The sequence below is a fragment of the Halopseudomonas bauzanensis genome (assembly GCF_900114735.1).
In the GTDB taxonomy this organism is placed as follows: domain Bacteria; phylum Pseudomonadota; class Gammaproteobacteria; order Pseudomonadales; family Pseudomonadaceae; genus Halopseudomonas; species Halopseudomonas bauzanensis.
In genome coordinates, this window is record NZ_FOUA01000006.1 from 193,346 (window position 1) to 220,123 (window position 26,778).

Below are 26,778 nucleotides of genomic sequence, written 5' to 3' on the forward strand. Positions count from 1 at the left end.
CTTACTTCAGTGTGATGGTGGTGTTGACTGCGGCAGCCTGCTCGTCATCATCGAACCAGCGGGCGGTGATGGTCTTGGTCTGGGTGTAGAACAGGATCACCTGCTTGCCGTAGGGGCCCAGATCGCCCAGCTTGGAGCCGCGCGAGCCGCTGAAGGAGAACAGCGGGACCGGCACCGGAATCGGCACATTGATGCCCACCTGGCCGACGTCGATATCTTCCTGGAAGCGGCGGGCGATGCCACCGGAGCGGGTGAAGATGGCGGTGCCGTTGCCGTTCGGGTTGGCATTGATGATGTCGATGGCCTCATCCAGATTGTCCGCCTGCATCACGCAGAGCACTGGCCCGAAGATTTCCTCATCATAGACTGTCATGCCCGGCTTGACGCCAGCGAAGATGGTCGGGCCAACGAAGTTGCCATCTTCGTAACCGGCGACGCTGGGGTTGCGGCCATCCAGTACCAGCTCGGCGCCTTCATCGATGCCCTTCTGGATCAAGCCATTGATGCGCTCCAGTGCCGAACTGGAGACCACCGGACCGACATCGGTACCGGGCTCGACACCGGCGCTGACCTTCAGGGTCTGCGCCTTGCGCGCCAGTTCCGGCAGCCAGTTGCGCGATTCGCCAACCAGAATGATCACCGGCAGCGCCATGCAGCGCTGCCCGGCCGCGCCGAAGGCGGCGCCGATCAGGTTGTTCAGGGTCTGCTCCTTGTTGGCGTCGGGCATGACGATGGCGTGATTCTTGGCGCCCATCATGCACTGCACGCGCTTGCCGGCCTGGGTGGCTCGGTTGTACACGTGGGTACCGACATGGGTGGAGCCGACAAAGGATACGGCCTTGATATCCGGATGATCACAGATGCCATTCACCGCATCCACGCCGCCGTGGATCACGTTCAGCACGCCGGCCGGGATGCCAGCTTCCAGCGCCAGCTCGACCAGACGCATGGTGACCATCGGATCCTGCTCGGAGGGCTTGAGCACGAAGGTGTTGCCGGTGGCGATGGCCATCGGGAACATCCACAGCGGGATCATCGCCGGGAAGTTGAACGGGGTGATGCCGGCACAGACGCCCAGCGGCTGCATCAGGGTATAGGTATCCACGCCACCGGCCACGTTGTTGGCCAGTTCGCCCAGTTGCAGGTTGCCTACTGCAGAAGCGTGTTCGACCACTTCCAGACCGCGGAAAACGTCGCCCTCGGCATCAGCCAGGGTCTTGCCCTGTTCGGCGGTGAGAATGGCGGCCAGCTCCTTGATGTTCTCGCGGATCAGTTGCTGGTACTTGAGAAAAATGCGGGCGCGGGCACCGATCGGCGTCTTGCGCCAGGTCTTGAAGGCATCCTTGGCGCTGGCGACCGCCGCATTGATCTCATCCTGGGTGGCGAAGGGCACACGGGCCAGAACTTCCTGGGTCGCGGGGTTGATGACATCGCGCCATTGATCAGTCTTCGACTCGATGAACTCGCCGTTGATCAGCAGTTTGACGGCGGGGATATTGTTATTGCTCATTGTTGTCCTCTGGGCCGCTGCCCTTGTCGTCTTGGAAGATGTCATGGATAGTAGCAGTGCGTTTTTCCCATAAACAATTGGCTCATTCGCAAGTTGGGTCTGCGTTTTTGCACAGGGACTGGATATGGACTGGGATAATCTGCGGTTTTTCCTCGAATTAAGCAGAGCAGGGCGGCTGACCACAGCGGCGCGCCGCCTCGGTGTGGATCACACCACGGTATCCCGGCGGCTGCAGGCGCTGGAAAAAAGTCTCGGTGTGGCACTCTTCATCCGCGATACCAGCGGTTACACCCTGACCGAAGCCGGTCGCAGCCTGTTGCCGCAGGTCGAACTGATGGAAGGGGCCAGCGTGCGTATCGAGCAGGCGCTGCCCAATCCCGGTGAAACCCTGTCCGGTCAGGTGCGCATCGGTGCCACCGAGGGGTACGGCACCATGCTGGTAGCGGGCCAGTTGAGCGAGCTCAGTCACCGCCATCCGCATCTGCATCTTGACCTGCTGGCGCTGCCTCGGGCGGTGCGGCTGTCACGCCATGAAGCGGATATCGTCATCACCCTGGAGCGCCCCGAGCGCGGGCCCTTCATCATCACCAAACTCACTGACTACGTGCTGCGCCTGTATGCCGGCAAGGATTACCTGCAACAACACGGCCCGATCACCAGCCGCAGCGATCTGGAAAAGCACCGTTTCGTCAGCTATGTGGATGATCTGGTGTTCAGCAAGGACCTGCTATTTCTTGACGAGATCGCCGGCTCCGGTGCGGTCGGGGTGCGCAGTACCAGTGTGCTGGCCCAGCAGGAAGCCATCGCCGCCGGCGCCGGGTTGGGCATCCTGCCGGCCTTTACTGCTGACCAAGATCCCCGGTTACAGCTGATCATGCCGGCGCAGATCCGCTTCATCCGTACCTTCTGGATGCTGATGCCGATCGAGCTCAAGGATATTGCACGGATGCGGGTGACCTGGGATTTTCTGAGGGAGAGGGCGGAGCAGGAGCGGGGGAGGTTGATGGGGCAGACCGTCTAGCTCAAATCTCAGCCTGAACACTATTGGAAAAGGTTGGCAGACATCCTTTCCATGCCTCGGATAGAAAGGCGAGACGTGGTCTGTATTCCGTTTACTCCGCAGCGAACGTCAGCGACCTGAAGATAATGTGAAGTTAAAAACGTGGTTGGCAGGGCCCTTCGTCAAGGATGCTCTCTACGTATTCGCGAACAACATCAACGGCATTATGCTGTCCAGCGCCGAGTAGTTACTGCTCCAGTTCAACCCGGTTGCGGAAATATTCCAGCGCTTCCGGGTTGGCCAGGGCTTCGGTATTTTTCACCGGCTGGCCGTGCACGACATTGCGCACGGCCAGTTCCACTATCTTGCCGCTGCGCGTGCGCGGTATGTCCTTTACCGCCAGAATGCGTGCCGGCACATGGCGCGGTGTGGCGTGTTGGCGGATTGCCGATCTGATCCGTTGTTGCAGCCCCTCATCCAGTTCCAGGCCGTCACGTAACAATACGAACAGCACTACCCGCACATCGTCCTGCCATTGCTGGCCGATGGCGACCGATTCCAGCACCTCCTCGATACGTTCCACCTGCCGGTAGATTTCCGCCGTGCCGATGCGTACGCCGCCCGGGTTGAGCACCGCATCCGAACGGCCATGGATGATCAGCCCGCCATGCTCGGTCCGCTCGGCATAGTCCCCATGCGCCCAGATGCCGGGGAAGCGTTCGAAGTAGGCGGCGCGGTAGCGGCTACCGTCGCTGTCGTTCCAGAACCCCAGCGGCATGGACGGAAAATGCCGGGTACAGACCAGTTCGCCTTTTTCCCCGACTACCCGTTGGCCGGCCTCGTTCCATACCTCCACGGCCATGCCCAGGCCCGGGCCCTGCAATTCGCCACGCCAGACCGGCAGCAGTGGGTTGCCGAGGGCGAAGCAGGAGACGATATCGGTACCGCCGGAGATGGAGGACAGGCGCAGATTGCTTTTGATGTCGCGATAGACATAGTCGAAGCTCTCCGGGGATAGCGGCGAGCCGGTGGAGAGAATGCTGCGCAGACTGCCCAGGCGGTGGCTGCGTGCCGGTTGTATGCCAGCCTTTTCCAGGGCAGCGAGATACCGGGCGCTGACACCGAAGGCATTGATGCCCTCGGCGTCGATCAGGTCGATCAGCCGGGATTCATGCGGATGAAACGGCGAGCCATCGTAGAGCACCAGTGTGGCGCCGACTGCCAGGCCGGAGGCCAGCCAGTTCCACATCATCCAGCCGCAGGTGGTGTAGTAGAACAGCCGGTCACTGGTTTGCAGGTCGGTATGCAGGCCAAGCTCCTTGAGGTGCTGCAACAGAACACCGCCGCTGCGGTGGACAATGCATTTGGGCGCGCCGGTGGTGCCGCTGGAATACAGGATATACAAGGGGTGGTCGAAGGGCAGGGCGCGGAACTGCGGTGGGCCGCCGGGCTGATAGAACTCCGCCCAATGCTGAACCGCCTGGAGACAGTCGGGATGCGGTCCCTGAGCCCCGGCCGGGCCCGGCACGAGGATCAGTTGCTCGACCGTGGGTAGTTGGCGCAGCACTTCGGTGAGCCGGTCGGTCAGATCGATGGACTTGCCGGCATAGTGATAACCGCTGCAGGCGATCAAGACCTTGGGTTCGATCTGGCCAAAACGGTCAATAACACCCTGCGCGCCGAAGTCCGGCGAGCAGGAGGACCACACCGCACCCAGGCTGGTGGTGGCAAGCATGGCGACTATCGCTTGCCACCCGTTCGGCAGGATGGCGGCAACACGGTCGCCGGGCATGATGCCGGCAGCTTCCAGGCTGCGCTGCAAGCCAGCCACATGGGCATTCAGTTCGGCAAAACTCAGTTGCTCGCGCACGCCGGCTTCGCTGATGCTGATCAACGCCGGCTGGTCATCCTTGCGCCGTAACAAATGGGCCGCATAATTCAGTGTGGCACCGCGAAACCAGCGTGCATCCGGCATGGCAGGGCCTTCATCAAGCACCTGCTGGGCGGGGGTGTGGAACTCGACCGCAAAGAAATCCGCCAACGCCTGCCAGAAGTCGGCACGCTCATGAATGCTCCAATCATGCAGCTCGTCATAGCCCGCCAGATGCAACCCGCAGCGCTGATTCACCTGGATGCGGAAGGCTTCCATGCGGCTCCGAGCGACGGCATCTCTGCTCGGTGACCATAGCGGTTGTGGCATGGCCATTTCTCCTTATTCCTGTTCGTGGGCCAGTAGGGCACGGGCTACCTTGGAGCCGTTGGGGCGGCCTAACACATCACAAATGCGCTGGCCGGCCGCAACCAGTCGTTGCAAATCGACACCAGTGTCGATGCCCATGCCCTGCAGCATGTACAGCACATCCTCACTGGCGACATTACCGCTGGCGCCAGGGGCATAGGGGCAACCACCCAGCCCGGCGACCGAGCTGTCGAATACGCTGACGCCTTCCAGCAAGGCGGCGTAGATGTTGCTCAATGCCTGCCCGTAGGTGTCATGGAAATGCCCCGCCAGCTGCCCCGGGGGCACCTGTGCGGCGACCCGGTCGATCAGTCGGCTGGTGGCGCTGGCCACTCCCACGCCGATGGTGTCACCGAGGGATACTTCATAACAGCCCATGGCGATCAGCTCGGCGGCGATGCTGGCGACCTGGCTCGGAGCGACGGCGCCGTCATACGGGCAACCCAGCACACAGGAAATGTAGCCGCGTACACGGATGTCCTGGCGCTCGGCTGCAGCCATGACCGGTGCGAAGCGCTGCAGGCTCTCGCTGATCGAGCAGTTGATGTTGCGTTGGGAGAAACCTTCCGAAGCGGCGGCGAATACCGCCACTTCCGTCACGCCGGCGCCGATAGCTGCCTGCAGACCCTGCAGATTGGGTACCAGCGCGGTGTAACGCACGCCAGGACTATGCATGATGCCGGCGAACACCGCTGCGGAATCAGCCATCTGTGGCACCCACTTCGGCGAGACGAAGCTGCCGGTCTCGATATGGCTGACGCCGGCCTCCGTCAGATCGTTCACCAGCCGGACGCGATCCGTCACGCTGATCGGGTGGCGCTCATTCTGCAGTCCGTCCCGCGGGCCGACTTCAACCAGGCGTACGTGGTGGGGTAGGGGCATCGTTATCTCCGGCAGCCAAGCATGTCGAAGAGTATAGCGGCGCCCGGCGGTCCGGGCGGCTATTGAAAGTGTGCGGTTATCGAACATCACATCTGTTGGTCAGCAGGTGGATCTCCTATGCTGCGCTCGTCCAGTGATGGCGGGTCTAGGCCGATACCTGGCTTGCCGACTCGCCAACAACAACAAAAGAGAACTGATGCCATGCAAACAATAGATGTTCATGAGGTCATCGACGGCGCCCGCTTCAACCGCTTCCATTGGTTGATTATGGGATTGTGCGCACTGCTGCTGATCTTCGATGGTTATGACTTGTTTATCTACGGTGTGGTGTTGCCCGTGATCATGGAAGAGTGGGGCCTGACTCCGCTGCAAGCCGGCGCACTGGGTAGTTATGCCCTGTTCGGCATGATGTTCGGCGCGCTGCTGTTCGGCACCCTGGCCGATCGTATCGGCCGCAAGAAGGGCATCACCATCTGCTTTCTGCTGTTCAGTGTTGCCACGGTGCTCAACGGCTTCGCCAGTTCACCGACCGAATTCGGTACCTACCGTTTTCTGGCTGGCCTGGGCTGCGGCGGGCTGATGCCCAACGTGGTTGCACTGATGAACGAATATGCCCCGAAGAAGCTGCGCAGCACCCTGGTGGCGCTGATGTTCAGCGGCTATTCCCTCGGCGGTATGTGCTCCGCTGGATTGGGTATTCTGATACTGCCACGCTTCGGCTGGGAGATGATGTTCTTCGCTGCGGTAGTACCGCTGCTGCTGTTGCCGCTGATTCTGCGCTACCTGCCAGAATCGGTTGGTTTTCTGGTCCGCCAGGGACGCAACGACGAGGCCCGGGCCATGCTCAAGCGGGTGCAGCCGGAGCTGGAGTTGGCGCCGGACAGTCCGCTGGTTATGGCGGAAACCTCAGGCAAGAAAAACTCGGTGCTGGATCTCTTTCGCGATGGCCGCCTGGTGGGCACGCTGTCGATCTGGGTTGCCTTCTTCTGCTGCCTGCTGATGGTCTATGCGCTGGGTTCCTGGTTGCCGAAACTGATGGCCAATGCCGGCTACAGCCTGGGCTCCAGCCTGTCCTTCCTGCTAGCACTGAACTTCGGTGGCATGTTCGGAGCGATTCTCGGTGGTTGGCTGGGTGACCGTTTTGATCTGGGCAAGGTGGTGGTGGCGTTCTTTATCGTCGCCGTGGCCTCTATCAGCCTGCTTGGCATCAAGACGCCGATGCCCGTGCTTTACACCCTTATCACCATCGCCGGCGCCACGGTGATTGGCACCCAGATCCTGCTGTATGCCGCTGCCGCGCAATTCTATGGGCTGTCGATCCGTTCCACCGGCCTGGGCTGGGCCTCGGGTATCGGTCGTAACGGCGCCATTGTCGGCCCGCTGCTGGGCGGCGCGCTGCTGGGTATCAACTTGCCGCTGCAGCTGAACTTCATCGCCTTTGCCATCCCGGGCGTCATCGCCGTGCTGGCCATGATGCTGTTCGTGCTGGCCGGCAAACGACAGCGCCTGGCCTCTGCGTCGCTGCTGGCGGCACGGGCCTGAGCAGCCCGGTGGCTGTGGACGGGGGAGGAGACTGATGCAGACGCCAACGGGATTGTCCGACGACACCGCCCGGTCCGTGGATGGTACCCTTGACCGCCCACGGCCTGCTGTCGGCCCGGATTCTGCAACGCGAGGCGATATGAAAGTATTTCTCCAGGACATTTCACTTTCCGCAGTAGTCGCTGGATTCATTGCAACGGTCATTTCCTATGCCGGGCCCCTGGTGATCATCTTCCAGGTGGCCCAGGCGGCGCAGTTGCCCCACGAGATACTGTCATCCTGGGTCTGGGCGATATCCATGGGCAGCGGCGTACTCGGTATTGTGCTCAGCCTGCGCTACAAGGTACCGATCGTCATCGCCTGGAATGCTGCCGGGTCCGCCTTGCTGATCAGTTTGCTGCCGGGCATGAGCATGGGTGAGGCGGTGGGAGCCTATCTGATCAGCAGCGCTGCCATTGTGTTGATCGGGCTTTCCGGCACCTTCGATCGCATCGTCAGCAAGTTGCCGTCGGCGATAGCCGCCGCCATGCTGGCCGGTATCCTGTTCAGCTTCGGCACCGGCCTGTTCGTCTCGCTGCAGGATCAACCGGTGTTGGTGCTGGCCATGTTCATCACTTACCTGCTGGGCAAGCGCCTGGCGCCGCGCTATGCAGTACTGGCGGTGCTGGTGGTGGGAGTGAGTATTGCCATGGCGCTGGGCGAACTGCAGAGCGAGGCGCTAGTGGTCGGGCTGGCCGTACCGGTCTGGATCAGCCCGGAATTCAGCTGGCAGGTGACGCTCAACGTGGCACTGCCGCTGCTGATGCTGGCACTGACGGGGCAGTTTGTACCGGGGGTGGCAGTGCTGCGCAACGATGGCTATGACACGCCGGCCAGTCCATTGCTCAGCAGCACCGGCCTGGGTTCGTTGTTGCTGGCGCCATTCGGCAGTCACGGCCTGACGCTGGCGGCCATCACCGCCGCCATCTGCACCGGCAGGGAAGCCCATGAAGATCCGGCCAAACGCTATATCGCCGGGGTTTCAGGCGGTGTCGTCTATCTGGTCCTGGGGTTGTTTGGTGCGACGCTGGTATCGATCTTCACGGCGTTTCCCGCCGCGCTGATTGCGGCGCTGGCCGGTTTGGCGCTATTGGCAGCGATTGCCAGCTCACTACAGGGGGCGATGGCGGTGCCGCAGGATCGGGAAGCGGCGCTGATCACCTTTCTGGTAACGGCGTCGGGCATGTCCTTTCTTGGCCTGTCCGCTGCTTTCTGGGGGCTGATCTTCGGTGTCGCTGCGCACTTGTTGCTAGGTTTGCGCAAACCTGCCGCATCACCGCAGCCTCAACCATCGACTCTGGAGTCCGGGCAGTAAACCAGCCGCTAAATATCTGAATCTGACACTGCACTCCGGGAGGCAATGCGCCCCCGGATGGGCAACCTGTACCTGAAAAACAACAAAAACGAGTGAGATAGCATGCAAAACAAATCATATTTTTCGTACCTGCTCATCGCTGCCGGCCTGGTTATACCGGCGACCAGCACTGCTGAAACGAAGGGTTTCGTTGAGGGCGCCTCTGCGACGCTGCAGGCGCGCAACTACTATTTCAGTCGGAATTTCTCCGATATCGTCGGCCCCAATCAGCAATCGAAGGCCGAAGAATGGGCGCAGGGTTTTATCCTGAGAATCAATTCCGGTTACACCCAGGGGGCGATCGGCTTCGGCGTTGATGCCATTGGCATGCTCGGCATCAAGCTCGACAGTGGCGGCGGTCGGGTCAACACCGGCTTGCTGCCGACTGGCAGCGATGGCAAGGCGCAGGATGAATACAGTCGCCTGGGAGCCGCCCTCAAGGTGCGCTGGTCGCAAACCGAGTTCAGATTGGGAGAGCTGACCCCGGACCTGCCGGTGCTCACCTTCAGCGATATCCGCCTGTTGCCGCCAACCTACCAGGGCGCCAGTATCGTCTCCCGCGAGCTTGCCGGGCTGACACTGCAGGGTGGCCAGTTCCGCTCCGGCAGCCTGCTCAACGAGGCGGGCGATGGCAAGATGTACGCCAAGCTTGGGCATGCACCGCAACTGCTGGAAGGCGCGGCGAGCGACCGCTTCAACTACGCCGGTGCCGACTATGCGTTCAACGGGCAGCGCACGTCTGTCGGCGCCTGGTACGCCCAGCTGGCGGATATCTACCAGCAGCGCGTCTACCGCCTCAGTCACAGCGAGCCGGTGGGCGACTGGGTATTGGGCGCGAAGCTGGCATTCTACGATTCGAAGGAAGACGGTGACCGGTTGCTCGGGCGTATTGATAACCGGGCCGCTGTTTCGCAGCTGTCGGCCAGCCATGGAGGCCACACGTTCCTGCTCGGATATCAGGCCATGTTCGGTGATGATGCCTTTCCGCGGGTGTTCAATAACATCACGCCACTGGGTAACGAGGTGCCCACCTACGAGTTCGCCGGAGCCGATGAGCGTTCCTGGCAGCTGCGACACGATTACAATTTTGCCGCCCTGGGGCTGCCCGGTCTGGTGACAACGGTGCGCTATATTCGCGGCGATAATGTGGACACCGGGCTGGGCTATGAGGGCCGAGAGTGGGAGCGTGATCTGGATATCGGCTATACCGTGCAAAGCGGGGTGTTGAAGAATCTCGGCATTCGGGTGCGTAACGTCACGGCACGCTCCAACTACCGCACCGATATCGACGAGAACCGGCTGATCTTCAATTACACCTGGAGGCTGTTGTAGGTCAGCCTGCATCGGCGCGCTGCGCGCGCCTTTGCGCCCGGCGCGTCAATGGGCGATGATCGAACGCCGCGTATGCAATAAGGTTGCTTGCCATGTCTGACGAATCCCGCCCCGGCGGCGTGCCGGTGGCCCCGGCCATCATCGCCTCACCGGCCAAGCGCATCGAGGCCTTCACCGGGCATCCCGACTTCATGACCTCGCTGGCGCGCGGTTTGGCAGTGATTCATGCTTTCCAGGAGCGCACGCGCCATCTGACCATTGCCCAGATAGCTCACCGTACCGGCATTCCGCGGGCCTCGGTGCGCCGCTGCCTGCACACCCTGATCAAGCTCGGCTATGCCACCACCGACGGGCGTACTTTTTCCTTGCTGCCCAAGGTACTGACGCTCGGGCATGCCTACCTGTCCTCGACGCCGATGGCGGTGGCCGCCCAGCCGATCCTCGACCGTCTCAGCGATCAGATGAGCGAAGCCTTTTCCATGGCCACGCTGGAGGGTGACGAGATTCTCTATGTGGCGCGCTCTTCGATACCGCTGCGGCTGATATCCATCAACCTCAGTGTTGGCAGCCGCCTGCCGGCCTACTGCACTTCCATGGGGCAGATTCTGCTCGCCGCACTGGATGATGCGGCGCTGGAGGAGTACCTGGCGCGGGTCAATTTGCAGGTCAGGACCAGCCGAACGCTGCGCACACCCGAAACGCTGCGTGAAGCACTGCTGGAAACTCGCCAGCGCGGCTGGGTGGTCAGCGATCAGGAGCTGGAACTTGGCCTGCGCTCACTGGCAGTGCCGCTGCGTGACCCCGCCGGCCAGGTGCTCGCCGCACTCAATGTCGGCACCTCCGTCAGCCGGATAACGCGGGGAGAACTGGAAACCCGTTTTCTGCCGGTGCTGCTGGAAGCGAGCAAGGAACTGAGCACCCGCTTGTTTCATTGAACTGACCCCCTCTCGGAAGCCTCACCGGCCAGAGAGCTGTGTGGCTCCATCTCCACCAGCACCGCGCCTTCGCTGACCATATCGCCTTCGCTGCAGCACAGCTGTTTGACCACTCCGGATTGTCGGGCGCGGATGCTGTGTTCCATCTTCATGGCTTCGAGCACAATGAGTGGCGTGCCGGCCGCCACTGCCTGACCGGGTTTGACCAGCACCTGCACGATACTGCCATTCATGGGGGCGATCAGACCGCCTTCCGGCTGCGGTCGAGTATCGGCCGCGGCGATGGGGTCGAAGCGGGTTACCTCCAGCAACTCATCATCCCAGGACAGATACAGTGTGGCGCCGTTGCGGATGGCTGCTCGGTTATCCGCAACGGTCAGACCCGGATCCAGCCGCACGACACGCTGCTCACCGTTGCAGTGCAAATGCAGGCGATAGCTCGCCGGCAAGCCGAAGCGCTGGCCGCTGCGGTCAGCCCAGGGTGAATCAGGATCGTCTGCACGCCGCTCGGTCGGCTCGCCGTGCAAGAATGCTATGGCAGCCTGCTGCCAGAACGTATCGGGCAAGGGGCTGCTTGGGCGCAGTAGATGCGCGGCGTGGCGTGGAATGAAATCGGTATCCAGCTCGGCGGCGGCGAAAGCCGGATGCTCGAGTATCCGGCATAGGAAGGCGCGGTTGGTACGCACGCCGCCAACGAAAGTCTTGCGCAGCAGATCGAGCAGCCGCAGCCGGGCCTGCTCCCGATTCTCGCCCCAGGCAACCAGTTTACCCAGCATCGGATCATAGAAAGGGGAGATGAGGTCGCCCTCGTTCACGCCACTGTCGATACGTTGTCCTGCTGTCAGCGCCGGCTCGCGATAGAGTTCCAGCCGACCACTGGCGGGCAGGAAGTCCTGGTCCGGATCTTCGGCATACAACCGTACCTCGATGGCATGACCGAGCAGTGGTACCTGTGACTGACTGATCGGCAGCGGCTCGCCACCGGCCACGCGAATCTGCCATGCCACCAGATCCAGGCCGGTGATGGCCTCGGTCACCGGGTGCTCCACCTGCAGCCGGGTATTCATCTCCATGAAGAAGAATTCGCCTCGCTCATCGAGCAGGAATTCCACGGTGCCAGCGCCGACATAGCCGATCGCCTGCGCGGCCCGTACGGCCGCCTCGCCCATGGCCCGGCGAGTCTGGTCCGTCAGTCCGGGCGCCGGTGCCTCCTCGACGACCTTCTGGTGCCGGCGCTGGATCGAGCAGTCCCGCTCATGCAGATACAGGCAGTTGCCATGCTGATCGGCGAATATCTGGATCTCCACATGGCGCGGTTTGAGCAGGTACTTTTCCAGCAGCAGCCGGTCATCACCAAAGGCTGCCTGGGCCTCGCGCCGGGCCGATAGCAGCGCGTCGGTCAGCTCTGCCTCGTGCTGCACCACCTTCATGCCCTTGCCGCCACCGCCGGCGCTCGCCTTGAGCAGCACTGGATAACCGATGCCCTGGGCGGCAACGCGGAAACTCTCCGGGCTCTGGTCTGCGCCATGGTAACCGGGGACCAGCGGCACACCGGCCTGCTCCATCAGTGCCTTGGCAGCGGACTTGCTGCCCATCGCCTCAATGGCGGCGGCGGGTGGGCCGATGAAGATCAGTCCGGCGGCCTCGACGGCGCGGGCGAAGTCGGCATTCTCGGAAAGAAAGCCATAGCCTGGATGGACCGCCTGGGCGCCGCTGGTCAAGGCGGCGTCGATCAGCTTGTCGATCGCCAGGTAGCTGTCGGCAGGCTTGGCGCCTCCCAGGTCGACGCGCCGGTCCGCCGTGTGAACATGGCGGGCGTCGTGATCGACGGCGCTGTGTACGGCTACGGTGGTCAGGCCCATGGCCTTGGCCGTCCGTATGACTCGGCAGGCGATCTCGCCGCGGTTGGCAACCAGCAGGGAGGTGATCATGATCTGGACTCCGGTAACCAGCTGGGGCGGCGTTTATCCAGAAAGGCCCGCAGTCCTTCCTGGCCTTCGGCGCTGACGCGGATCTGGGCTATGACCTGTTCGGTATGCTGGCGCAGGGCGGGGCTCAGGGTCTGGTGAGCTGCCTCCTGTACCAATTGCTTGCTGATGCGCATGGCTCGGGGGCTGTTCAACAGCAGGGTGTCGATCCAGCCAGCGACCCGGTCCGCCAGCGCCGCTGCTGGGCAGACCTCCGCCAGCAGCCCCAGTTCTCGAGCCTGGGTGCCGGTGAATCGTTCGCCGCTGATGGCATAGCGGCGGGTCGCCCGTTCGCCAATGGCCTTGACCACGAACGGACTGATCACCGCTGGCACCAGGCCGATACGCACTTCGGACAATGCCAACTGGGCGTCCTCGGTGCCGATGGCCATGTCGCAGCAGGCGATCAGCCCTATAGCACCACCAAACGCGGCGCCCTGTACCACCGCCAGGGTCGGCTGGGGCTGGGCATAGAGGCGGTACATCAGTTCCGCCAGCGCCTGGGCATCGACCAGATTGGCATCGAAGTCCAGCTTGCTCGACTCCTGCATCCAGTTGATATCAGCGCCCGCCGAAAAATGCCGCCCACGGCCGCGCAGCAGGACAAAGCGCAGGTTGGTGTCCGCCTGCAGTTGATCAAGGGCCTGCAACAATTCCTGGATCATGCCGGCATTGAAGGCATTCTTCTTATCCGGGCGGTTCAGCCAGAGAGTGGCGAAGCCCCTCGCGTCGCGCTCCAGTTCGATGGTGTTGAAATGCACTGCATGTTCCCCCTCGGCCCCTCTCCCGCAACGGGAGAGGGGGATTTCTTACATCCTGAACACCCCAAACCGCGTCTCCTTCATCGGTGCATTCAGACTGGCTGACAGTGCCAGACCCAGAATATCCCGGGTCTGCGCCGGATCGATCACCCCGTCATCCCACAGACGCGCACTGGAATACCAGGGGTGGCCCTGGTGTTCATACTGATCCAGTATCGGCTGCCTGAGCTGCTGCTCGTCCTGCTCCGAAAAGACCTCGCCGCGGCGTTCGGCCTGTTCGCGTTTGACCTGCACCAGTACGCCTGCGGCCTGCTCGCCGCCCATGACGCCGATACGTGCATTGGGCCACATCCACAAAAAATGCGGGTCATAGGCGCGCCCGCACATACCGTAGTTGCCGGCGCCGAAACTGCCGCCAATGATCACGGTGAACTTGGGTACCCGGGCGCACGCCACGGCGGTCACCAGTTTGGCGCCGTGCTTGGCGATGCCGCCAGCTTCGTATTTCTGGCCAACCATGAAGCCAGTAATGTTCTGCAGAAACAGCAGGGAAATGCCGCGCTGGCAGGCCAGCTCGATGAAGTGGGCGCCTTTCTGCGCCGCTTCGGAAAACAGGATGCCGTTGTTGGCGAGAATCGCCAGCGGATAGCCATGCAGGTGGGCGAATCCACATACCAGAGTGGTACCGAACAGCGCCTTGAACTCATCGAACTCACTGCCGTCCACCATCCGGGCGATCACTTCGCGCACGTCATAGGGCTGTTTCGCCTGCGCCGGAATGATGCCGTACAACTCCTCGGTGGGGTAGCGCGGAGGCTGCGGCGCTCGGGTCTGCACCTGGCCCAGTTTGCGCCAATTGAGATTGGCGACGCAGCGCCGGGCCAGCGCCAGGGCATGCTCGTCATTCTCGGCATAATGATCGGCCACACCCGAGGTGCGGCAATGCACATCGGCGCCGCCCAGTTCCTCGGCAGTGACTACCTCGCCGGTGGCGGCCCGTACCAGTGGCGGGCCGGCGAGAAAAATGGTCGCCTGGTTACGCACCATGATGGTTTCCTCGGCCATGGCCGGCACATAGGCGCCACCGGCGGTACAGGAGCCCATCACCACCGCGATCTGGGCGATACCCTGGGCGCTCATCCGCGCCTGATTGAAGAAGATGCGCCCGAAATGTTCGCGGTCGGGGAAGACTTCATCCTGACGCGGCAGGTTGGCTCCGCCGGAATCCACCAGATACAGGCAGGGCAGGCGGTTCTGCTCGGCAATGGCCTGGGCGCGCAGGTGTTTCTTCACCGTCAGCGGGTAGTAGCTGCCGCCTTTCACCGTGGCATCGTTGGCGATGATCATGCACTCGACGCCTGCTACCCGGCCGATCCCGGCAATCAACCCGGCGGCGGGCACTTCTTCGTCATACACGGCATGGGCTGCCAAGGGGCTGATTTCCAGAAACGGCGAACCGCTATCCAGCAGGGTATCGATGCGCTCGCGTGGCAGCAGTTTGCCCCGGGCGCAATGGCGCGCCTGGGCCTGTTCGCCGCCGCCCTGGGCGATCTGCGCCAACAAGGTTCTCAGTTCTGTCAGTTGCTGGAGCATGGCGCCGCGATTGGTGGTGAACTCCGGCGAGTGGGTGTTGATCTCGGTGTTGAATATGGCCATTTTCTCCTTCCGTTCCGGCTTGACGCTTCAATTACCGCTCGCTTTGCCCATGCTGGCAGGAGCTTCCTGTGGGAGCGGCCTTGGCCGCTCCCACGAAACAGTTGGTCTGTTGGCGTTAGCGGCTCTGCTCGAACAATTCCCGACCAATCAACATCCGGCGGATTTCACTGGTGCCGGCGCCGATCTCATAGAGCTTGGCGTCACGCAGTAGCCGGCCGGTGGGGTAGTCGTTGATATAGCCGTTGCCGCCGAGAATCTGGATGGCGTCCAGCGCGGCACGGGTGGCCTGTTCGGCGGTGTACAGGATTACCCCAGCGGCGTCCTGGCGGCTGGCCTGTCCCAGATCACAGCTGCGCGCTACCGCATAGAGGTAGGCGCGGCTGGCATTCAGACCGGTGTAGAGGTCAGCGACCTTGCCCTGGATCAGTTGGAACTCGCCGATACTGCGGCCGAACTGGCGACGGTCATGAATGTAGGGCAGTACCACATCCAGGCAGGCCTGCATGATGCCCACCGGACCGGCGGCCAGCACCACCCGTTCATAATCCAGGCCGCTCATCAGCACCCGGGCCCCGCCGTTGACCTCGCCCAGCACATTACCCAGCGGTACCTGCACATCATCAAAGAACAGCGCACAAGTGTTGGAGCCGCGCATGCCCAGCTTGTCGAGCTTCGGCCCGCGGGAGAAGCCGGGGCTGTCACCTTCGAGAATGAACGCGGTCAGCCCGTGGGCGCCGCGGTCAGGTTCGGTCTTGGCATAGATCACATAGACATCTGCATCCGGACCGTTGGTGATCCACATCTTGCTGCCATTGAGCACAAAGTGATCGCCGCGCCGTTCGGCGCGCAGTTGCATGCTGACAACGTCCGAGCCGGCGTTGGGCTCGCTCATCGCCAGGGCGCCGACGCGTTCACCGGAAATCAGCCCGGGCAGGTAGCGCGCTTTCTGTTCGTCGCTGCCGTTGCGGCTGATCTGATTGACACAAAGATTGGAGTGGGCGCCGTAGGACAGAGCCACGGACGCCGAGGCGCGGCTGATCTCTTCCATCACCAGGGCATGGGCCAGGTAGCCCTGACCGGCCCCGCCGTACTCTTCCCCGGCGGTGATGCCGAGCAGGCCCATGTCGCCCAATTTGCGCCACATGTCCATGGGAAACTGATTGTCACTGTCGATGGCCGCGGCACGGGGTGCCAGCTCGCGATCGACGAAGCCACGCACCTGCTCGCGCAGCAGGTCGAGGGTATCCCCTAAAGCAAAATTCAGACCGGATTGATTCATATGTCACCTTGTTATTCTGTTCTGTGACTATGTTCAAACTAGCAGGGGCCGGCGGGCTGTCAATGAGCGGGCAATACAGGCGTATGAAGCGGGTCTTATAATAAATAATATTGAATTAAATGTTAGTTATTATCGGTTTGTCTATATTCAGTGTGAGGCGCACACTATTTACGTTTTCGCCCGCCTTGCTTCTCGGAGTCATCATGCATCTTCCCTCTGCTTCTGCGGGCTCTTCGGAGCCCAGCTACAACTATGACGTGGTCCGCAAATTCACCATCATGACATTGGTCTGGGGTGTGCTGGGTATGGCCATGGGCGTGGTCCTGGCCGCGCAATTGGTCTGGCCGGCGCTGAATTTCGATCTGCCCTGGTTCAGCTTCGGGCGCATCCGTCCCATCCATACCAACCTGGTGATCTTCGCCTTCGGTGGCGGCGCCCTGTTCGCCACCTCGCTGTACGTGGTCCAGCGCACCAGCCGGGTACGCTTGGTGTCGGACAAGCTGGCGAACTTCGTGTTCTGGGGCTGGCAAACGATCATCGTCGCGATCATTCTCAGCTATGCCAATGGCCTCACCACCAGCAAGGAATACGCCGAGATGATCTGGCCGATCGCCACGCTGATCACGGTAGTCTGGCTCGCCTACGGCTACCTGTTCTTCGGCACCATCGCCCGGCGCAAGGTCAAGCACATCTATGTGGGCAACTGGTTCTACGGCGCCTTCATCATAGTCACCGGACTGGTGCATGTGGTGAACCACGTCGATGTGCCGGTCTCGCTGTTCAAGTCCTATCCCATCTATGCCGGCGCCGCCGATGCCATGATCCAGTGGTGGTATGGGCACAGCGTGGTGGGCTTCATCCTGTCGGTCGGCTTTCTCGGTCTGATGTACTACTACGTACCCAAGCAGGCGGGGCGGCCGATCTATTCCTACCGCCTGTCGATCGTGCATTTCTGGGCAGTGATCGCGCTGTATATCTGGGCCGGTCCGCACCACCTGCATTACACCGCGCTACCGGATTGGGCACAGACCCTGGGCATGGTGATGTCGATCATCCTGCTGGCGCCGAGCTGGGGCGGCATGATCAACGGCATGATGACCCTGTCCGGCGCCTGGCACAAACTGCGCACCGACCCGGTCCTGCGTTTTCTGGTGGTGGCGCTGGCGTTCTACGGCATGTCCACTTTCGAAGGCCCGATGATGGCGATCAAGACGGTGAATGCCCTGTCGCACTACACCGACTGGACCATCGGCCACGTGCATGCCGGCGCCTTGGGCTGGGTGGCGATGATCAGCATCGGTGCGCTCTATCACATGGTGCCGCGACTCTGGGGGCGTGACGGCATGTACAGCATCCAGTTGATCAACCTGCATTTCTGGATGGCCAGCATGGGGACCGTGCTCTATATCGTTGCCATGTGGGTCAATGGCATCACCCAGGGCCTGATGTGGCGCGCGGTCAACGTCGATGGCACTCTGACCTACGCCTTCGTCGAGGCGCTGGAGGCCAGCCATCCGGGTTATATCGTGCGAATGATCGGGGGCGGCATCTTTGCTGCGGGGATGGTGCTGATGGCCTTCAATTGCGCGATGACCATCCGCGGGGCAGGGGAGTCGGCACGCGGGGGCGAGCTGATAGGGGCCCCTTCCTGAGCGTCGGTCGTTATCTCAAGTCATTGAGTTGCATAAAAATAATTGCATCAGATATCAATAATTATTGAATTGTCTGTTGTGGTTTCGAGGGTCAGAATAGCTGGCCCTTGATTTCCCCTTTTGCAAAGTTCCGGTTTCTGATGTGCTTTACCTGGCCGTCACCTACTGCCGGCAGGAGCATATTATGTCCGGTCAGTTGCTGGCCCTTGCCCAGCTGTTATTCGGTTGGTTGCCGCGCACGGTGCAAACCCGGCCCGGTGAGTGGCTGCGTGCCGCCATGGGTGTTGCCGGCGCGGTGGCCTGCACCTTCTGGTTGTCCAGCCTGCTCTATGGGTCAACCACGGCGATGATTCTGCTGGGTCCGGCTGGGGCTTCGGCGGTGCTGTTGTTTGTCGTTTCCTCCGGTGCGCTGGCACAACCCTGGCCGGTACTGGGCAGTTACCTGCTGGCAGCACTGGTTGGCCTGGCCATGCTGCATTTGCCGTTACCCGAGATGATTCTCGGCTGGCAACTTGTGACCGGCGTGGGCGCGGTAGTGCTGGGCATGTCGGTGCTGCGCTGCCTGCACCCACCGGCGAGCGCCATGGTAGTGGTGATACTGCTGGCCGGTGACCTGTTATCGCCGCTGGGCGGCTGGCTGGTATTGCCGATCATGCTCAACGCCTGCTGTCTGCTGTTCTGCGCCACGCTGTACAACAACCTCACCGGTGTGCGTTATCCGAAGCAGGCGCCGCGGGGCGATCTGCACCACACCCGGGACATTCTTCCGGGGCAGCGGGTCGGCTTCACCGAAGAGGATCTGGATCGGGCCCTGGAGAAGCACGGCGCCTTCGTCGACATCACCCGGCACGACCTGGAACAGATTATCCGCGATACCGAAAGCTCGGCCTTGCGGCGCAAGATGGGTGATATCCGCGCCGAGCAGATCATGTCACGGGATATCCGCACCGTCGGCCCGGATACCACGGTGATGCAGGCCGTCCGCCTGTTCCGTCATCATCACGTCAAGACCCTGCCGGTGGTGGACAGCGATGGGGTGGTGCAGGGCATCACCAGCCTGAGTGATCTACTGGCGCAGCTGGACCTGCCGCTGGGTCGTATCCTGCCGACGCGTATCAACTTGTGGCGCGACCAGCCCTTGCACAAAGTGATGACCACGCCAGTGGTTACCGTGGACGGGCAGACCCATGTGGTGGACATGATTCCGCTGATGTCGAACCAGGGACTGCATTGTCTGCCGGTGCTCGACAATGGCCGCCTGGTCGGGTTGGTAACCCAGACCGACGTGATTGCCGCACTGCATCGGGATCTGGTCAGCCACCTGGCTTGACCGATGCTGATGACAAATCACGGCGCCACCACCCTCGGTTGGCGGTGACGCACCGATGCCAGTTGTTACCGTTGACACATTTTTCTGTTTGAACCATTGGCGCAGGTGCAATTCTATTTCCATGTAGTCCCCCCAAATACACCCGGAGGTGGAAAACATGAAACAGCAATTGATCTATACGGCATTATTTACCTTTGCTTTGGGCTCTGCTGCCCCGCTGGCGGTGGCCGCCGGCGACAAGCATGACGACGATGACCGCATGCAGGAGCAACGTCAGGACTCAGGTGCCTACAACGCGACTGGTGACAATGGCGATGCACCGCCTACCAGCCCGGATAATCCGTCTGGCCCAGAAGGGTCTGGCACCGGTAGTGGCACCGGCACAGGTACTGGCAGCGGTGCCGGCACCGGCACCAGTGGTGGTGCTGGCAGCACTGGCGCTGGAACCGGCGGTGCCGGATCTGGAGGCGCCAGTGGCGCTGGCGCGGGTGCCGGCGGCTGATCGCCGTGGCGCGCGATGAAGGCCGGGAAAACCCCGGCCTTTTTCTTGATCTGACCAAACCCATTTGAAAAATACCCTGCATCCACTGATGGAATGCCAGCCCTGAACTAGACTGAAAGCGAACCAGTGAACGAGGGGGCTATGAGGCTGCGGATATGGATTGTGACGGGCGTCGTGTCGCTGATACTGCTCTGTGTCGCAGGCTTTGAGTTTCGTTACGCCTGGCTACAGTCGCAGTGGTTCAGCGATTACGCCAGCAGACTTCATTACCAGCTCGATGAGGGCGCGAGTGAGGCGATCCGCTTTCCCGAGGCGGGTCCTTTCAATCAGCGTCTGGGGTACAGTCTGATTCCCGACTTGCAAACACGGCTGCAACAGCGCGGCTACGGTATCAGTCAACAGGTGTGCTTTTCCGATGAACTGGTGAATTTTGCCGATCATGGTCTGTTCTTGCCCTATCGGGAGAAAACCCAGGCGGGCCTGCAGATAGCCGATCACCACGGCCAGCCCATCTATCGGTTTACCTATCCCCGCTTCGGTTTTGCTGAGTTTGACGATATTCCGCCATTGCTGGTGGAGGCGTTGCTCTTCATCGAGAACCGCCATTTGCTGGACCCGAGCTTGGAACATGCCAACCCCGCCGTGGATTGGCCACGGCTGGTCAACGCTTCACTGGCCATGGTCGTCGGCACTCTGGGCGGGGAGGGGTATAGCCATGGCGCCAGCACGCTGGCGACCCAGATCGAAAAATACCGCCACTCCCTGCAAGGCCGCACCCAATCTCCCATGGACAAGCTGCGGCAGATGGCGTCGGCCAGCATCAGAGCCTACAGCGGTGGACCGCAGACCATGGCTGCCCGCCGCCAACTAGTGCTGGATTATCTCAACAGCGTGCCACTGACGGCCGCGCCCGGGCATGGCGAAGTACATGGTTTCGGTGATGCCTTGTGGGTCTGGTTTGCCACGGATATCGCCGGCTTCAGCGCCAGCCTCAACGGCGAACGCGGATTGCAGGCGCAGGCAGTGGCGCTGCGCCAGGGCTTATCGCTGATCATCGCCCAGCGGCGGCCCAGCTGGTACCTGTTGAACGGTCGGGCTGAGCTGCAGGAACTGGTCGACAGTCATTTGCGGCTGTTGGCGAGCGAGCAGCGCATCGATCTGCCGTTGGCCGAGGCGGCGTTGGCCAGCCCGCTGGTATTCCGGGACTGGCAGACTCAGCCTCTGGACGAGACCATCGACATGGATAAGGCGATCCGGGTGACCCGCAGCCAGTTGGCATCGCTGCTTGGCCAGTCGATCTATGATCTGGATCGACTTGATCTGAGTGCCAGCAGCAGTCTGGATGTGGAGTTGCAGCGGTCCGTCAGCGCGTTTTTGCACAGTCTGGCCGACGAGGAGATCGCTCGCCAGAACGGATTGCTGGGCGAGACGCTGCTGTCCGGAAAACAGGCGCCGGAGGTGCATTACAGCTTCACGCTCATGGAGCGCACCGCGACCGGCAACCAGGTGCGGGTGCAGACCGATACCACTGGCCAGCCGTTCGACCTGAACCAGGGCAGCAAGCTGGAGCTGGGGTCCACCGCCAAGCTGCGGGTGCTGACCAGCTACCTTGAAATCATCGCCGAACTGCACGCCGCGCTGGCCGGTACCGACGCGGTCGCTCTGCGCGCTGCCGAGGCCCAGGCGCAGGATCCTCTCAGCCAATGGGCAGCAGGCTACCTGCGCACCCACCCCGACAGCGACTTGCCAGCCATGCTTGAAGCGGCTTTGCAGCGGCGCTATTCCGCTTCGCCCTGGGAGCGGTTTCCAACCGGGGGTGGACTACAGCGCTTTTCCAACTACCGCAAGGAGGATGACCGTCGGCGACCAACCGTTCAGGAGGCGCTGCAGGAATCCATCAACCTGCCTTTCGTCCGTCTATTGCGTGATGTTGTCCGCTACAGCCTGCACCACAGCGTGGAGGACGCCAGCAGCCTGTTGACCAATGATCGCGATCCGCGCCGCCAGGCCTGGCTGCAAACGTTTGCCGACCGGGAAGGGCGAGTCTACCTGCAGCGCTTCTGGCGCCGTTATGCCGGGATGGATGAGCAGCAGCGCTTCGAGCGTCTGCTGCAGCATGTGCAACCTATTGCTGCCCGGCTTTCGGTGGTCTATCGCATGCTCTACCCCGAAGCCGATTTCGACAATTTCAGTGCCTTTCTGCAGGAATGGGTGCGGGTGCCGCAGAAACCGGATCGCATCGAACGTCTGTACCACACCTACCGCCCGGGCAAGTATGACCTGACCGACCAGGGTTATATCGCCCAGGTGCATCCGCAGGAGTTGTGGCTGCTGGAATACTTGCGCCGCCATCCCCAGGCCACGCTAAACGAGGTGCTTTCAGCCAGCGCGGTTCAGCGCCAGGAAGTCTACGGCTGGCTGTTCCGCACCCGGCACGCCGGTGCACGCAATGTGCGCATCCGCAGCATGCTCGAACGCGAGGCCTTCGACGATCTGCATCAGCGCTGGCAGCGGGTCGGTTATCCCTTTCCGCACCTGGTGCCATCTCTGGGGACGGCGCTGGGCAGCTCCGGCGATCGGCCCAGCGCCTTGGCCGAGTTGATGGGCATCATCCTCAACGACGGCAAGCGACAGCCGGTACGGCGCATCAACAACCTGCATTTTGCTGCGGCGACCCCCTGGGAAACCCGCTTCGAGCCGCTGTCAGTAGAGGCGCGCCAAGTGCTCCAGCCCGAGGTGGCGACGGCGCTGCGCAATGCGCTGTCGGCCGTGGTACTCGACGGCACCGGCCGGCGGCTGCAGGGCGTATTCATCACTGCTGCCGGCGAGCCGCTGGCGGTTGGGGGCAAGACCGGAACCGGCGACAACCGCAGCCATACCATGGCCGCTGATGGCCGAATCCTTTCCAGCGAGGTGTTGAACCGCACGGCGACCTTTGTATTCTTCCTTGGTCCCAACCACTTCGGCACCCTGACGGCATTCGTGCCGGGCGCCGATGCCGGTGCCTTTCACTTCACCTCAGCGCTGCCGGCGCAGGTATTGAAAAGCATGGCGCCAGTGCTGGCGCCCCACCTCGATACGCCCGCCCCGGCGCTTGTTCAACACCAGTAGTGAGCTGGCGCCAGGCCCGGCGCGCTTGAAGCTCGGCGGGATCTGGCCGCACAATGCGGCTTTCCTCTGGTAAAGGGTCCTCCCATGTCTGATCTTCCCTTGGTGGGCCGCCGTATCGCCTTGCCTGAAAGCCGCGAACTGGATTTGTTTGCGGACATGCTCCTCAAGCGCGGCGCAGAAGTACTGCGCTGCCCGTTGGTGGCCATCCATGACGCGCCGGACCAGCAACCGATACGGGATTGGCTGGAGGCTTTTATCAGTCAGCCCTGGGACGACTTCATCATGCTGACCGGCGAAGGCATGCGCCGGCTCCTCACGGCTGCTGAACGGGCCGGAGGCACAGTACGAGAGGATTTCATCACCCGACTCGGACAGGTACGCAAGATCGTTCGCGGACCCAAGCCGGGCGCGGCCCTCCGTGCCGTTGGCCTCAAAGCCGAAGTGACTGCTGTAGAGCCGACCACGGCCGGTATCATCAGCACCCTGCAGGCCGAGGACCTGCGCGGCCGGCGGATCGCCGTGCAACTCTATGGCACCGATCCAAACCAATTGCTGATGAGTTTCTTGCAGCAGGCCGGGGCGCAAGTGGCCCCGGTATGGCCCTATGTCTATGCCGACGATGTCGAGAATGCCCAGGTTGATGCGCTGATTGCCGAGCTGGCCGCCGGCCGGCTGGATGCCATTGCCTTTACCAGTGGCACCCAGGTGCGGCGGCTGTTTCAGATCGGCCGGCGCTCGGTAGGGGAGCAGCGGCTGAAAGAGATTCTCGCGGGCCTCAAGATCGCCGCCGTGGGGCCGGTGGTTGCCGGCGAATTGCAGGAGCGTGGTCTGCGGGTCGACTTGATGCCGCCGAGCAGTTTCTTCATGAAGCCGCTGGTGCGCGAACTGGTCCGGGAGTTCGGGGGCACAAGCCCGGGCAATGGTTTACACTGAATTTTCACTGTTTCACAAGGCAAGTTTGATGAGCAAAGCCGGCCCGACACCTCTGTCGCCAGAACAACTGACCGTCCCGATTGACCTCGAAAGTCTGGGATTCACGTCTACGGATGATCTGGAACCGTTCAAGGGCATCCTGGGCCAGGACCGGGCCGTCGAGGCGATGCATTTTGGTGTCGCCATGCGCCGGCCCGGCTACAACATGTTCGTCATGGGCGAGCCGGGCACGGGGCGATTCTCCTATGCCATGCGCTATCTGCAGGCCGAGGCCAAACGCATGGCGACCCCGCAGGACTGCATCTACGTCAATAATTTCGATGAGCCCCGCGAGCCCAGAGCGCTGCACATGGCACCGGGCATAGCAGCCGCCTTCATCGAAGACACTGACCATCTGATCGACAACCTGCTGGCGACCTTCCCGGCGGTATTCGAACATCCGGCCTTCCAGCAGAAGAAGAGTGCGATCGATCGGCGCTTCAATAAGCGTTATGACAGCGCCATCGATACCGTCGAACGCAAGGCGCTGGAGCGCAACATTGCACTGTACCGGGAGGGACAGAATCTGGCCTTTACCCCCATGCGCGACGGTAAGGGGCTGGATGAGGCGGAGTTTACCCGGCTGCCGGAAGCCGAACGCGAGCGCTTCCATGCTGATATCTCGGATTTGGAAGAGGTGCTCAACGAGGCGCTGTCCAGCCTGCCGCAATGGAAGCGCGAGTCCAGCAACGAATTGCGCGAGCTGAACGAGCAGACCATCACCGATGCGCTGCAGCCGCTGCTGCAACCGTTGACCGAGCGTTACTGCGACAACCCCGGGGTATGCCAGTACATCCAGGCGATGCATCAGGATCTACTGAAGATCGTGATCGAGCTGATCGCCGATGAGCGCGCTACCGATGCACGCCCCGAGGCGGTCAAGAAGGCAGCGCTGATCGAACGGTACAGCCCCAACCCCGTCATTGAACATCCGGGCTCCCGGGGCGCGCCCGTGGTGCATGAACCGCACCCTTCCTACGACAACCTGTTCGGGCGGGTGGAATACAGCTCCGAACAGGGCGCTCTGCTCACCAGCTACCGCCATATCCGCTCCGGTGCGCTGCACCGCGCCAACCATGGCTACCTGGTGCTGGAGGCGGAAAAACTGTTGAGCGAGCCTTTCGTCTGGGAGGCGCTCAAACGTGCCCTGCAGTCGCGTGAGCTGAAAATCGAATCGCCCTGGGCTGACCTCGGCCGGCTGACCACGGTAACGCTGACGCCGGAGGTCATTCCGCTGTCGGTCAAAGTGGTGTTGATCGGTTCGCGCCGGATCTATTACACCTTGCAGGACCATGATCCTGACTTCCAGGAATTGTTTCGCGTACTGGTGGATTTCGACGATTACCTGCCGCGCACGCCGGACAGCATCGATGGCATGGCGCAGTTGCTCAAGACCCGGGTCGATGAGGAGGGCATGGCGCCGCTGAGTGTCGCCGCCGTGGCGCGGATACTGACCTACAGCGCGCGCCTGGCCGAGCATCAGCAGCATCTGTCCGCCAGTATCAGTGATATCTTCCAGCTGGTTGCCGAGGCTGACCTCACTCGTCAGCTGGCCGGTGACAGAGTGACCGACACCGGCCACATCGAGCGTGCCTTGCAGGCCAAGGAGGCGCGCACCGGCCGCGCCAGCGCGCGTATCCGTGAGGATATGCTGTCGGGGGTGATCCTGATCGATACCGCCGGTGCGGCGGTCGGTAAGTGCAACGGGCTGACGGTGCTGGCTATCGGCGATTCGGTATTTGGGGTGCCGGCGCGGATCAGCGCCACTGTCTATCCCGGCAGCAGCGGCATCGTGGATATCGAACGTGAGGTCAGTCTGGGTCAGTCGATCCACTCCAAGGGCGTGATGATCCTCACTGGCTATCTCGGCAGTCGGTATGCGCAGGACCATCAGCTGGAGATTTCCGCCAGCATCGCTCTGGAACAGTCCTATGGCTATATCGATGGCGATAGCGCCTCGCTGGGTGAGGTCTGTGCACTGATCTCCGCCCTGTCGCGGGTGCCGCTGAAACAGGGTTTTGCGATCACCGGCTCGATCAACCAGTTCGGCGAAGTGCAGGCGGTCGGTGGGGTCAACGTGAAGATCGAGGGGTTCTTTCGGCTATGTGAAGCGCGTGGCCTGACCGGGGAGCAGGGCGTGATCATTCCCCGTTCCAATGTGCCCAACCTGATGCTGCACCAGACGGTGCTGGATGCAGCCAAGGCTGGTCTGTTCCATATCTATGCGGTGGAGAATGTCGACCAGGCGTTGAGTCTGCTGGCCGGTGAGGATGCCGGCACACCGGATGCCGCAGGCAACTTTCCTGAAGGGTCGATCAATGCCCGGGCAGTGCAGCGGCTGAAGACCATCAATAACCGTGGCCAGCACAACGACGACTCTGATACGCGGGCCGGGTCGGGCGATGAGGAAGAGGCCGCGCCGCTGGTCAAACAATGAACAGCATGCCGGACCCCAGGTCCGGCATGCCCTTGAGCGAGCTTTCCCGGTATTGTCTACAGAGTTATCCACAGAATGTGTGGAGGACTTTCCACGATTCATTATCCCAAGGCATTGTCAATAACCCGTTTTCGGGAATGCTGACCGGATAACAATTTATCCCCTGCGTCAAGGCCGAAGGTGCGGCATCATGCCACCTACAGGGCGGTGGTCTGCCAAAAAATGACCCGCTGGTCACGTTGGTCGTTTTTTGAACTATTTGCGCCAGTACCTGAGGC

Annotated in this window: 18 protein-coding genes; 11 read left to right on the plus strand and 7 right to left on the minus strand. The window is 61.9% G+C overall.

Features of this window, described 5'->3' with window-relative positions:
• Window position 1: 1 nt before the first annotated feature.
• Window positions 2-1,510, minus strand: coding sequence for a CoA-acylating methylmalonate-semialdehyde dehydrogenase (locus tag BM267_RS13720; RefSeq protein WP_074780811.1), 1,509 nt, complete (start codon window positions 1,508-1,510; stop codon window positions 2-4).
• A 124-nt stretch (window positions 1,511-1,634) separates the two neighbouring features.
• Between BM267_RS13720 and BM267_RS13725 the strand changes: the two genes are divergently transcribed.
• Window positions 1,635-2,531, plus strand: a complete 897-nt coding sequence (locus BM267_RS13725; RefSeq protein WP_074780808.1) for a LysR family transcriptional regulator — start codon at window positions 1,635-1,637, stop codon at window positions 2,529-2,531.
• Between the two features lie 226 nt (window positions 2,532-2,757).
• Here BM267_RS13725 and BM267_RS13730 read toward each other — a convergent pair whose 3' ends face one another.
• Together BM267_RS13730 and BM267_RS13735 are read right to left on the minus strand one after the other, a co-directional pair.
• Window positions 2,758-4,710, minus strand: a complete 1,953-nt coding sequence (locus tag BM267_RS13730; RefSeq protein WP_074781118.1) for an acetoacetate--CoA ligase — start codon at window positions 4,708-4,710, stop codon at window positions 2,758-2,760.
• Window positions 4,711-4,722: 12 nt separating this feature from the next.
• Entirely contained in the window at window positions 4,723-5,631 is a 909-nt protein-coding gene (locus BM267_RS13735; RefSeq protein ID WP_074780805.1) for a hydroxymethylglutaryl-CoA lyase, read from the minus strand.
• Window positions 5,632-5,832: 201 nt separating this feature from the next.
• Between BM267_RS13735 and BM267_RS13740 the strand changes: the two genes are divergently transcribed.
• The 4 genes from BM267_RS13740 (at window position 5,833) to BM267_RS13755 (ending at window position 10,833) form a co-directional block, all read left to right on the plus strand.
• A complete protein-coding gene (locus BM267_RS13740; protein WP_074780802.1) occupies window positions 5,833-7,173 on the plus strand; it encodes an MFS transporter in 1,341 nt (446 codons plus the stop codon).
• Window positions 7,174-7,312: 139 nt separating this feature from the next.
• Window positions 7,313-8,527, plus strand: coding sequence for a benzoate/H(+) symporter BenE family transporter (locus BM267_RS13745; RefSeq protein ID WP_036990761.1), 1,215 nt, complete (start codon window positions 7,313-7,315; stop codon window positions 8,525-8,527).
• A gap of 102 nt (window positions 8,528-8,629) precedes the next feature.
• Window positions 8,630-9,898: an OprD family porin gene (locus BM267_RS13750; protein ID WP_074780798.1), complete on the plus strand. Its 1,269-nt coding sequence runs from the start codon at window positions 8,630-8,632 to the stop codon at window positions 9,896-9,898.
• 92 nt (window positions 9,899-9,990) lie between these two features.
• A complete protein-coding gene (locus BM267_RS13755; RefSeq protein ID WP_074780795.1) occupies window positions 9,991-10,833 on the plus strand; it encodes an IclR family transcriptional regulator domain-containing protein in 843 nt (280 codons plus the stop codon).
• On the opposite strand, the gene BM267_RS13760 is transcribed toward BM267_RS13755, so the two are convergent.
• The 4 genes from BM267_RS13760 to BM267_RS13775 all read right to left on the minus strand — a co-directional run bounded on the left by BM267_RS13760 (window position 10,827) and on the right by BM267_RS13775 (window position 16,496).
• Window positions 10,827-12,764 carry an acetyl-CoA carboxylase biotin carboxylase subunit gene (locus BM267_RS13760; protein WP_074780793.1) on the minus strand — a complete coding sequence of 646 codons (1,938 nt, stop codon included), beginning with the start codon at window positions 12,762-12,764 and terminating at the stop codon, window positions 10,827-10,829. The genes BM267_RS13755 and BM267_RS13760 overlap by 7 nt on opposite strands.
• Window positions 12,761-13,561 (minus strand): gamma-carboxygeranoyl-CoA hydratase, encoded by an 801-nt coding sequence (locus tag BM267_RS13765; RefSeq protein WP_074780790.1) that lies wholly within the window; start codon window positions 13,559-13,561, stop codon window positions 12,761-12,763. Before BM267_RS13765 ends, BM267_RS13760 begins: the two co-directional genes overlap by 4 nt.
• Window positions 13,562-13,609: 48 nt before the next feature.
• Window positions 13,610-15,217 carry a carboxyl transferase domain-containing protein gene (locus tag BM267_RS13770; protein ID WP_074780786.1) on the minus strand — a complete coding sequence of 536 codons (1,608 nt, stop codon included), beginning with the start codon at window positions 15,215-15,217 and terminating at the stop codon, window positions 13,610-13,612.
• Window positions 15,218-15,332: 115 nt separating this feature from the next.
• A complete protein-coding gene (locus BM267_RS13775) occupies window positions 15,333-16,496 on the minus strand; it encodes an isovaleryl-CoA dehydrogenase (RefSeq protein WP_036990755.1) in 1,164 nt (387 codons plus the stop codon).
• Window positions 16,497-16,699: 203 nt separating this feature from the next.
• Here BM267_RS13775 and ccoN point away from each other — a divergent pair, with 203 nt between their 5' ends.
• The 6 genes from ccoN (at window position 16,700) to BM267_RS13805 (ending at window position 26,500) form a co-directional block, all read left to right on the plus strand.
• Window positions 16,700-18,148 (plus strand): cytochrome-c oxidase, cbb3-type subunit I, encoded by a 1,449-nt coding sequence (gene ccoN / locus BM267_RS13780; RefSeq protein WP_074780783.1) that lies wholly within the window; start codon window positions 16,700-16,702, stop codon window positions 18,146-18,148.
• 184 nt (window positions 18,149-18,332) lie between these two features.
• Window positions 18,333-19,478 carry an HPP family protein gene (locus tag BM267_RS13785; RefSeq protein ID WP_051611047.1) on the plus strand — a complete coding sequence of 382 codons (1,146 nt, stop codon included), beginning with the start codon at window positions 18,333-18,335 and terminating at the stop codon, window positions 19,476-19,478.
• A 157-nt stretch (window positions 19,479-19,635) separates the two neighbouring features.
• Entirely contained in the window at window positions 19,636-19,980 is a 345-nt protein-coding gene (locus tag BM267_RS16825; RefSeq protein WP_074780780.1) for a hypothetical protein, read from the plus strand.
• 162 nt (window positions 19,981-20,142) lie between these two features.
• Window positions 20,143-23,091, plus strand: a complete 2,949-nt coding sequence (locus BM267_RS13795; protein WP_177217180.1) for a transglycosylase domain-containing protein — start codon at window positions 20,143-20,145, stop codon at window positions 23,089-23,091.
• An 84-nt stretch (window positions 23,092-23,175) separates the two neighbouring features.
• The gene (locus tag BM267_RS13800; RefSeq protein ID WP_074780778.1) at window positions 23,176-24,024 is read left to right on the plus strand and encodes a uroporphyrinogen-III synthase; all 849 of its coding nucleotides are present in this window, start codon (window positions 23,176-23,178) and stop codon (window positions 24,022-24,024) included.
• 28 nt (window positions 24,025-24,052) lie between these two features.
• Window positions 24,053-26,500 carry a Lon protease family protein gene (locus BM267_RS13805; protein WP_074780775.1) on the plus strand — a complete coding sequence of 816 codons (2,448 nt, stop codon included), beginning with the start codon at window positions 24,053-24,055 and terminating at the stop codon, window positions 26,498-26,500.
• Window positions 26,501-26,778: the final 278 nt, after the last annotated feature.

Bases quoted from the DNA above. Each gene is read 5' to 3' on its own strand.
- BM267_RS13800 (WP_074780778.1), top strand. From the start codon at position 23,176: ATGTCTGATCTTCCCTTGGTGGGCCGCCGTATCGCCTTGCCTGAAAGC.
- BM267_RS13755 (WP_074780795.1), top strand. From the start codon at position 9,991: ATGTCTGACGAATCCCGCCCCGGCGGCGTGCCGGTGGCCCCGGCCATC.
- ccoN (WP_074780783.1), top strand. From the start codon at position 16,700: ATGCATCTTCCCTCTGCTTCTGCGGGCTCTTCGGAGCCCAGCTACAAC.
- BM267_RS13735 (WP_074780805.1), bottom strand. From the start codon at position 5,631: ATGCCCCTACCCCACCACGTACGCCTGGTTGAAGTCGGCCCGCGGGAC.
- BM267_RS13725 (WP_074780808.1), top strand. From the start codon at position 1,635: ATGGACTGGGATAATCTGCGGTTTTTCCTCGAATTAAGCAGAGCAGGG.
- BM267_RS13770 (WP_074780786.1), bottom strand. From the start codon at position 15,217: ATGGCCATATTCAACACCGAGATCAACACCCACTCGCCGGAGTTCACC.
- BM267_RS13730 (WP_074781118.1), bottom strand. From the start codon at position 4,710: ATGCCACAACCGCTATGGTCACCGAGCAGAGATGCCGTCGCTCGGAGC.
- BM267_RS13745 (WP_036990761.1), top strand. From the start codon at position 7,313: ATGAAAGTATTTCTCCAGGACATTTCACTTTCCGCAGTAGTCGCTGGA.
- BM267_RS13805 (WP_074780775.1), top strand. From the start codon at position 24,053: ATGAGCAAAGCCGGCCCGACACCTCTGTCGCCAGAACAACTGACCGTC.
- BM267_RS13720 (WP_074780811.1), bottom strand. From the start codon at position 1,510: ATGAGCAATAACAATATCCCCGCCGTCAAACTGCTGATCAACGGCGAG.
- BM267_RS13775 (WP_036990755.1), bottom strand. From the start codon at position 16,496: ATGAATCAATCCGGTCTGAATTTTGCTTTAGGGGATACCCTCGACCTG.
- BM267_RS13785 (WP_051611047.1), top strand. From the start codon at position 18,333: ATGTCCGGTCAGTTGCTGGCCCTTGCCCAGCTGTTATTCGGTTGGTTG.
- BM267_RS13750 (WP_074780798.1), top strand. From the start codon at position 8,630: ATGCAAAACAAATCATATTTTTCGTACCTGCTCATCGCTGCCGGCCTG.
- BM267_RS16825 (WP_074780780.1), top strand. From the start codon at position 19,636: ATGAAACAGCAATTGATCTATACGGCATTATTTACCTTTGCTTTGGGC.
- BM267_RS13740 (WP_074780802.1), top strand. From the start codon at position 5,833: ATGCAAACAATAGATGTTCATGAGGTCATCGACGGCGCCCGCTTCAAC.
- BM267_RS13760 (WP_074780793.1), bottom strand. From the start codon at position 12,764: ATGATCACCTCCCTGCTGGTTGCCAACCGCGGCGAGATCGCCTGCCGA.